The sequence below is a fragment of the Nitrosomonas ureae genome (assembly GCF_900108305.1).
Lineage (GTDB): Bacteria > Pseudomonadota > Gammaproteobacteria > Burkholderiales > Nitrosomonadaceae > Nitrosomonas > Nitrosomonas ureae_B.
The window spans coordinates 1-7,368 of sequence record NZ_FNUX01000044.1; the positions used below are offsets into that span (position 1 = coordinate 1).

Below are 7,368 nucleotides of genomic sequence, written 5' to 3' on the forward strand. Positions count from 1 at the left end.
TACGAATTGCTCGTTCACGGATTTCAGGTGAGTATCTTATCGATTTATTCATAGCTCCATTCTCTCAAGAAATGGAGTCTCCGATAAACCCGGGGCGGTTCAGTGGAGCTGGGTTGGTGTTATTTCTCTCGATACAAATAAGAGATGAGTGCAGATCGACACATCAATTGAGGAATGAAAAATTTATGCATTTCAGTAAAACATGCATGTACTGTTGTTATACATCCAAATGATCAGAAGATAAATAGGGCAAAATTGTATCAACTAGCCCGCTTAATGCATCAGAAATTATAAGACCAATTAAACTGCAATAGATCAATATAACGTACCCCATGTTGCTGATTAATGATTGATCTTTGTACTAAAGGCCCTACCTCAATCCTTCCATACTGTCGGGTTTGATAACCGATTCCCGCATAGCTCCAGTTCTCACTATACAAAGCATTTCTGGCTCCTGTTAGACTGAAATAGAATTCATTATAAGCATTAAAATAAAATTCCCCATTGTCTAATTCTTTTCCTTTCAGTGGTATGAGAAGCGCTATCTGATAGCGGAGCCGTGTGCTTAGAGGTGTTGTATCGAGAGCTGTGTTATGAATAAATCTTTCTTCGAAGCGCATCCGCTGGGTAAGCCTTCTAAAGATAGTATCCTTACCATAAACAATCTGCTGAAAGATCCTGTTTTCATTACCAGAGTTCTCAGAGAAAGGATTTGTTCTTTGATAGATGTATCCTAGTAAAACAAAATTGAGATTTGGACTGTATTTATAAATAGGGCTCGTCTGAAAATAATATTGTATATCAGACGGAAATTGCGTTTTTCCGTTAGTATTATCGAATAGGATGGGATGAGTCGAAGTAAAAACATTAAAATCCCATCTGTCAGAGATTTCCTTGGTAATGTTGATTTGAGGCCGCAGTCCATAGAACTGTTGCGACTCCGCGAATATCGAATGGCTAAAAATAACAAAAATAAAAAATACTATTACTTTTATACTATCTGTGGATTTCACAAGATTTAGCCGACTCAGTTGAGTGTTTCAATAGATTTCATTTTTATATTAACGAATTCCCTGAATGTGCCCGATTGGTACTCAAAGATTGCTTCAACAAAACCAGTTTTAGCTTTGGGGTGGGAGAAGAAAATTTCCAATAGCATTTCATTGTGAGTATAAACTTCTTCGACCAATATAATATTGTAGTCGGGGTAATGCTCAGATAAGACTTTTTCAGCTTTTATCCTTAGGTCATAGGGTATATCAGAAAATTCCACCTTTTTTTCTTCTTCTAATACCGTGCCCTGTTCGTCATAAGCGATAGAAAACTTTTTTCCACCTTTTTCATAATCCACGTCATAGCTAGTGATGCCATTCTTCAATTTACGCTTATAAGTAAACTCTTTTCTGTTGTACTCTTTGGGTAAAGCCATTAAAACTTTAGGCGGCAAGTCTTTTACACTTATGGAGTGTTCAACTTCCGTATTATGATAGATATCCGGTGCGGTTGCCGCGCATGCACTGAGGAGAAAAAGTGATAAAACCGAAACTATAAATGCAGTTTGGATCATGACGTTTCATTCCTTAATTTTGAGAGTACCCTAACAAAATAGTGAGGAACACTCCACAATTCTATAAAACTATTTATCATTAAGATAATCCATTACAATCCATAAAGTATCATGTATAAAGCAATGATGATCAAAACGTTGATCGTGTTGTTCGGGATGGTCTTCTACCTGTGGTGGCTACCGCGTCATTTGTTCAACGAAGCATCGGCCGCTATCGTCGAAAGGAATCCCTCATGAGCGCTGTCATTCTTGAATCCACGCTGACTTGCCCCGTTTGCAACCACACCAAAACCGAGATCATGCCAACGGATGCGTGTCAGTGGTTCTACGAATGCGAGCAGTGTCACACTGTGCTCAAACCTAAGCCGGGCGACTGCTGCGTTTACTGTTCCTATGGCACGGTTCCATGCCCACCAATTCAAGAGCACGGCAATAACAGCGGCGATTGTTGTGGCGGTTAGGCCATGAGCTATATGGCAGCCTCACAAACCAGCAGCTTCCGCAGCTTGTTTAACCACTTATCTGATGGGTTGTTTGGCAATTCCTATCGACACTTCTCTATCCATGAATTGTTATTGGCTACTTCTTAATAAATTCAATAATCTATGTACGCCGATCGGCTCTTCTTGGAGTAATGGCACGACGGCATAGCGCTTTGCATGAATAGTGGATACTGTTTTTATATCAGCAAGTTCGTTACTGGCGCGCTGACACAATAAGGGTGAGTGGACAGTCCTCGCAGCAACGCTATTATTGATGATCCACGCCCATGGCTCAATACCAGCGCGGCGCAAATCGGCTTGCAGGTTGGCGGCTTCCAGCACGGGCGTTGTTTCCGCCAATGTAACAAGCAGTATTTTGGTTTGCTTAGGATTTTGCAGTTGCATCATCGGCGTTGAGTAGTGCACGATGGAAGGATCCATTTGTTTGATAACTTCGCGATGATAAGCGCCAGTGGCATCCAGTAACAATAATGTATGTCCTGTCGGTGCGGTATCCATCACCACGAATTTCTTTCCCGCTTCGCGGATAATACGCGAGAATGCCTGAAATACCGCAATTTCTTCGGTGCACGGCGAACGTAAATCTTCTTCCAGTAATGCTCTACCTTGCGCATCCAGATGCGAGCCCTTGGTTTCCAGGACATGCTGACGATAACGTTCGGTTTCCACATGTGGATCGATCCGGTCAACCAGTAAATTATCCATAGTACCGCTGAGTGTTTCGCTTAAATGAGCTGCGGGGTCTGAAGTGGTGAGGTGTACTGGCAAACCCCGATGTGCAAGATTTACAGCGATAGCCGCAGCAAGGGTAGTTTTGCCGACACCGCCTTTGCCCATCAGCATGATTAAACCGCATCCGTCTTTGGCAATCTCATCAGTCAAACTGGATAAGCTGGGAAATTGGATTGCATGATGGTTTGATTTATTTTCACCATCGACAGGCAGATCATCAACCAATAGTTTCCGCAAGGCTGTCAATCCGACCAGGTTAAACGGTTTAAGTACAATATGATCGCAAGGCAATTGGCTGAGGGCTTCCGGTATAGCTGCCAAAGCGTTTTGCTCACGTTGGAAGATTGCAGTTGCCAATGGATCCTGTGCTGTTTCTGCCTGTGGAAACAATCCATTGATGACTAAAAATTGTTTCGTCAATCCAATGGCGGCTAATTCTTCATGTGTCCGCGCTACTTCGCGTAACGTGGCTTGCTGCGCACGAGCTACCAATACGAGGCGGGTGCGTTGCGAATCGGCGAGCGCATCTACCGCTGCTTTGTATTGGGCACGCTGTTTCTCTAAACCGGCCAGCGGGCCAAGACATGACGCATCGCCTTTGCCTTCCGCAAGAAAATCACTCCATGCGCCGGGCAATTGAAGCAGCCGAATGGTGTGGCCGGTCGGTGCGGTGTCGAAGATAATGTGATCGTAGTCCGCTGTCAGTACCGAATCCGTCAATAGCGCGGTAAATTCATCGAAGGCGGCAATTTCGGTCGTGCAAGCACCGGATAATTGCTCCTCGATACCTTTGACTACCGTATCCGGCAACACGCCGCGTACCGGACCGACAATGCGGTCGCGGTAAGCTTGAGCTGCCGCTTGCGGGTCAATTTCCAAAGCGGCCAAATGGGGTACTGAAGTAATCGCCGTAACCTGATTCCCAATCGTGATACCGAATACCTGGCCAACGTTAGAAGCCGGATCGGTGCTGACCAATAACACCCGTTGATCGGCGTCGGCCAGCGTTATCGCCGTGGCGCAAGCCAATGAAGTTTTGCCGACCCCGCCCTTGCCGGTAAAAAACAGAAAACGCGGCGGTTGATTCAGAAACTTGAGTTTAGTCATGGGGTGGAATCAAGGTTACTTTAGCAACAGCCGCCGCAACAACTCGATTCTTCGACTTCTTCCTGCAGAGGAATTCCCGCCCAGCGCGCGAGTTCGCTGCGCTGCGGGTAGCGGCCTGCCAATGCTACTTCTCCATCTACAAGAATTAAGGGTAGCGCTTCAGCACCGGAACGTTCCAAAAATGCTTTCACCGTAGAATTATCCGCAAAAGCCATGGGTTGCTGTGCCAGATTAAAACGCTCGATTGCAACATCGCGTTGTTTGACCCAATCGACATCAGCGGAAAAACCGACCAATTCTTGGTCTACGTCGGAACCGCAAACGCCTGAGCTACAGCATGAAGCAGGGTCAAATACTTGGATAGTTGTCATTTTGATTCTCCTATAAAGTTAAACTAACAAGGTTGCGATACAATTTAATTCTGCTTTCAGGCATTCACGGTTATGTTGCGATTCTTGCAATGATAATCTCATTGAATGCTCAGCCACATAGCGAGAGTAGCCAGCGTGACAAGCAATACTGGCACAGTCAACACAATCCCCACCTGGAAATAATATCCCCACGTGATAACCGTATTCTTCCGCGCCAGTACATGCAACCATAACAAAGTTGCCAAGCTGCCAATCGGAGTGATTTTTGGCCCCAGATCACAACCGATCACGTTGGCGTAAATCATGGCTTCCTTTACCACGCCGGTTGCATTGGTTGCGTCGATCGACAACGCGCCGATCAGTACCGTAGGCATATTGTTCATGATGGACGATAAGAAGGCCGCCAAAAAACCAGTGCCAAGCGTTGCACCCCACACGCCATAACTGGCGAAGACATCAAGCAGACTGGTAATGTACCCGGTCAAGCCTTCATTACGCAAACCATACACCACTAAATACATTCCCAGTGAAAAAATAACGATTTGCCACGGCGCTTCGCGTACTACCTTACGCGTGTTAATAACATGACCACGCGCTGCCACCACGAGCAGTATTAGCGAACCGGTCGCAGCCACAAGGCTGATGGGCACACCCAAAGATTCGAGACCAAAAAAGCCGATAAGCAGCAATGCCAACACTACCCAGCCAGCACGGAACGTTGCTGGATCGCGTATTGCTTCATTGGGTGACTTCAGTTGACTGACGTCATAGCTAGCCGGAATATTGCGGCGAAAATAAAGGAAAAGTACGCCTAAACTTCCCACTACTGAAGCGAAATTGACCGGAATCATCACCGCAGCATACTCGGTAAACCCAATTTTGAAATAATCAGCCGAGACGATGTTCACCAAATTGGATACCACTAATGGCAAGCTAGCTGTATCGGCAATAAAACCCGCAGCCATGACAAACGCAAGCGTAGCAGCCGGACTAAACCCAAGCGCGAGCAACATCGCCATCACAATCGGCGTTAGAATCAAAGCCGCACCGTCATTCGCGAACAACGCTGCAACCGCCGCACCCAGTAATACTATATACACGAACAATAAATACCCATTGCCGCGACCCCAACGCGCCACATGCAATGCTGCCCACTCAAAGAATCCCGCTTCGTCGAGCACTAGGCTGATAATGATGATGGAAATGAAAGCCGCTGTTGCATTCCAGACAATATTCCAGACCACCGGAATGTCACTGAGCTGCACCACACCAAGAAGTAATGCCGTAGTTGCACCAATCAGAGCGCTCCAGCCGATTCCGAGACCGCGCGGCTGCCAGATAACCAGCACGAGTGTTACCATGAAAATGAGTATGGCAATCAGCATATCAATATGCACTCCTTGCTATTTTGTCTTGGTTTGTGGCTATCACTCTTTGTGTGTCTGTTTAAATTTCAAAATGCCGATGTAGTCCAGTTTCGTCTTGAAAGCGGAAGGATTTTGGCGCAAGTCATCTAATAGCAGCGATAAAAAAGTCTCAATACCTTCGCGCAAGGTACCGTAAGCCTGCATGAATGCCGCATTGATCTCTTCTTCGGTTCCAGTGGCTTGGGCTGGATCATCGACACCCCAATGCGTGCGTAGCGCAGGGCCAAGATAAGTTGGGCAGGTTTCACCGGCCGCGTTGCCGCAAACTGTGATCACAATGTCTGGCGTCGCGGGTAAGTTGTCCCACGATTTACTGAAATATCCCTCAGTTGGGATACCTTCGCGTGTAAGCAAAGCGAGCGAACGCGGATGAACCTGGCCGGTCGGTTGACTGCCTGCGCTCATGGCTTGCCAACCTTTGGGTGCCAGATGATTGAAAGTGGCTTCCGCAAGGATAGAGCGGCAGGAATTTCCGGTACAAAGAAACAATACTTTCATAATTAGGCAGCACAGCAGGATTCGGTTTTAGTCGGAATGGCAGTATCCTGCCCAAATACCGGGATTGTTGTCAGTGAATGAAACGCTTCCCAGGCGATGCCTTGCGGATCAACCGCCCAGTATTTATTCGATGCGGCATAACAGCATTGCGCGTTTTTTTGTTCCGCAGCAGGTAAATCGGCTTGAGCCAAACGGTGATTCATTTCGATTAGCGCTTCTTCCGAGTCAACCTGGATTCCCACATGATCCAACCCCGGTTTTGCACCTCGCGCCGATATGGCGAAATTAATATACGGATCATCCAGCATCCATTTGGCGTAATCCAATTTGCTGATGGAGGGTTCGGTACCGAATAACGCAGAATAAAAACGGATGTTATCCTGCAGATTATCGACGGAAATATGGACATGAAAGCGTTTCATCATTGTCTCCTTGGTTAAATGGTCAGGGAAATATGTTTTAGCTGTTCTTTTCATCACAACAAACTTCAACAGGGCTGCATGGAATCCCAGCGCAACAATTCTCGGTGAGATACCCCAATAGTGCATTCATAGCTGTAAAATTCGCTGAGTAATAAATAAAGCGGCTTTCCTGCCGGGCAATGACCAGCTCTGCATGGGCCAATTCTTTCAGGTGAAAAGATAGCGTTGCGTTAGGGATGCTCAAGTCCTTGGCAAGCTGCCCCGCAGGAAGTCCCGGTTCTCCAGCCTGAACCAGCACCCGGAATATCGTGAGACGGGTTTCGTGGGCTAGGGCAGCAAGTGCTTTAATTGCAATATTCATTTCCATATTTCTAATATATTAGAAATTATAATTGGCGTCAACCCTTTTTGATTTGATTAATCGTTAATTCATCATGAGCAATAGCAAAACAAATCCGATTTCTGATAGTTTTGCTACTTATTTAATATTACCCGTGAGATGGCCTCACTTGATTGGACAATTTTTTCCATATCTTAAGTGGAAACCTTGCGTTAATGCCTACGCTGTTTTTTTCATTGCAGGCAGGTTATTGAAGTAGAACTCATTTGGCGTTTTGTCGTCAAGCGCGGTGTGAGGTCTAATTTGGGTTCATCCGGCAAGTGCATACTTTCTGGTTCAACCGACAAGAACGTAATTAGTTTCATGCAGCGCCATAATTTTAAGTTTAATGAACTCGATAT

General features: G+C 46.0%; 9 protein-coding genes. 1 reads left to right on the forward strand and 8 read right to left on the reverse strand.

The window, feature by feature from the left end; translation table 11 throughout:
- Window positions 1-281: 281 nt before the first annotated feature.
- Both C4S39_RS14530 and C4S39_RS14535 read right to left on the reverse strand, forming a co-directional pair.
- Window positions 282-1,013, reverse strand: coding sequence for a DUF2490 domain-containing protein (locus C4S39_RS14530; RefSeq protein ID WP_181023839.1), 732 nt, complete (start codon window positions 1,011-1,013; stop codon window positions 282-284).
- 14 nt (window positions 1,014-1,027) lie between these two features.
- Window positions 1,028-1,567, reverse strand: coding sequence for a hypothetical protein (locus C4S39_RS14535; protein ID WP_103967656.1), 540 nt, complete (start codon window positions 1,565-1,567; stop codon window positions 1,028-1,030).
- A 233-nt stretch (window positions 1,568-1,800) separates the two neighbouring features.
- Between C4S39_RS14535 and C4S39_RS15950 the strand changes: the two genes are divergently transcribed.
- A complete protein-coding gene (locus C4S39_RS15950; RefSeq protein WP_103967657.1) occupies window positions 1,801-2,028 on the forward strand; it encodes a GDCCVxC domain-containing (seleno)protein in 228 nt (75 codons plus the stop codon).
- Between the two features lie 111 nt (window positions 2,029-2,139).
- Here C4S39_RS15950 and arsA read toward each other — a convergent pair whose 3' ends face one another.
- From arsA to C4S39_RS14570, 6 genes are all read right to left on the reverse strand, one after another.
- Entirely contained in the window at window positions 2,140-3,909 is a 1,770-nt protein-coding gene (gene arsA, locus C4S39_RS14545) for an arsenical pump-driving ATPase (protein ID WP_103967658.1), read from the reverse strand.
- A 20-nt stretch (window positions 3,910-3,929) separates the two neighbouring features.
- On the reverse strand, window positions 3,930-4,280 hold the full coding sequence (arsD, locus tag C4S39_RS14550) for an arsenite efflux transporter metallochaperone ArsD (protein WP_103967659.1): 351 nt from the start codon (window positions 4,278-4,280) through the stop codon (window positions 3,930-3,932).
- Window positions 4,281-4,378: 98 nt separating this feature from the next.
- Window positions 4,379-5,665 (reverse strand): arsenic transporter, encoded by a 1,287-nt coding sequence (locus tag C4S39_RS14555; protein WP_103967660.1) that lies wholly within the window; start codon window positions 5,663-5,665, stop codon window positions 4,379-4,381.
- A gap of 42 nt (window positions 5,666-5,707) precedes the next feature.
- On the reverse strand, window positions 5,708-6,205 hold the full coding sequence (locus C4S39_RS14560; RefSeq protein ID WP_103967661.1) for an arsenate reductase ArsC: 498 nt from the start codon (window positions 6,203-6,205) through the stop codon (window positions 5,708-5,710).
- A 2-nt stretch (window positions 6,206-6,207) separates the two neighbouring features.
- Window positions 6,208-6,630, reverse strand: a complete 423-nt coding sequence (locus C4S39_RS14565; protein ID WP_258039466.1) for an ArsI/CadI family heavy metal resistance metalloenzyme — start codon at window positions 6,628-6,630, stop codon at window positions 6,208-6,210.
- 34 nt (window positions 6,631-6,664) lie between these two features.
- A complete protein-coding gene (locus C4S39_RS14570; protein ID WP_103967663.1) occupies window positions 6,665-6,994 on the reverse strand; it encodes an ArsR/SmtB family transcription factor in 330 nt (109 codons plus the stop codon).
- Between the last annotated feature and the right edge of the window lie 374 nt (window positions 6,995-7,368).

What these genes read in the sequence shown, in the direction of transcription:
- arsA (WP_103967658.1), bottom strand. Translation starts at nt 3,909, where the DNA reads ATGACTAAACTCAAGTTTCTGAATCAACCGCCGCGTTTTCTGTTTTTT.
- C4S39_RS14565 (WP_258039466.1), bottom strand. Translation starts at nt 6,630, where the DNA reads ATGATGAAACGCTTTCATGTCCATATTTCCGTCGATAATCTGCAGGAT.
- C4S39_RS15950 (WP_103967657.1), top strand. Translation starts at nt 1,801, where the DNA reads ATGAGCGCTGTCATTCTTGAATCCACGCTGACTTGCCCCGTTTGCAAC.
- C4S39_RS14535 (WP_103967656.1), bottom strand. Translation starts at nt 1,567, where the DNA reads ATGATCCAAACTGCATTTATAGTTTCGGTTTTATCACTTTTTCTCCTC.
- C4S39_RS14570 (WP_103967663.1), bottom strand. Translation starts at nt 6,994, where the DNA reads ATGGAAATGAATATTGCAATTAAAGCACTTGCTGCCCTAGCCCACGAA.
- arsD (WP_103967659.1), bottom strand. Translation starts at nt 4,280, where the DNA reads ATGACAACTATCCAAGTATTTGACCCTGCTTCATGCTGTAGCTCAGGC.
- C4S39_RS14560 (WP_103967661.1), bottom strand. Translation starts at nt 6,205, where the DNA reads ATGAAAGTATTGTTTCTTTGTACCGGAAATTCCTGCCGCTCTATCCTT.
- C4S39_RS14555 (WP_103967660.1), bottom strand. Translation starts at nt 5,665, where the DNA reads ATGCTGATTGCCATACTCATTTTCATGGTAACACTCGTGCTGGTTATC.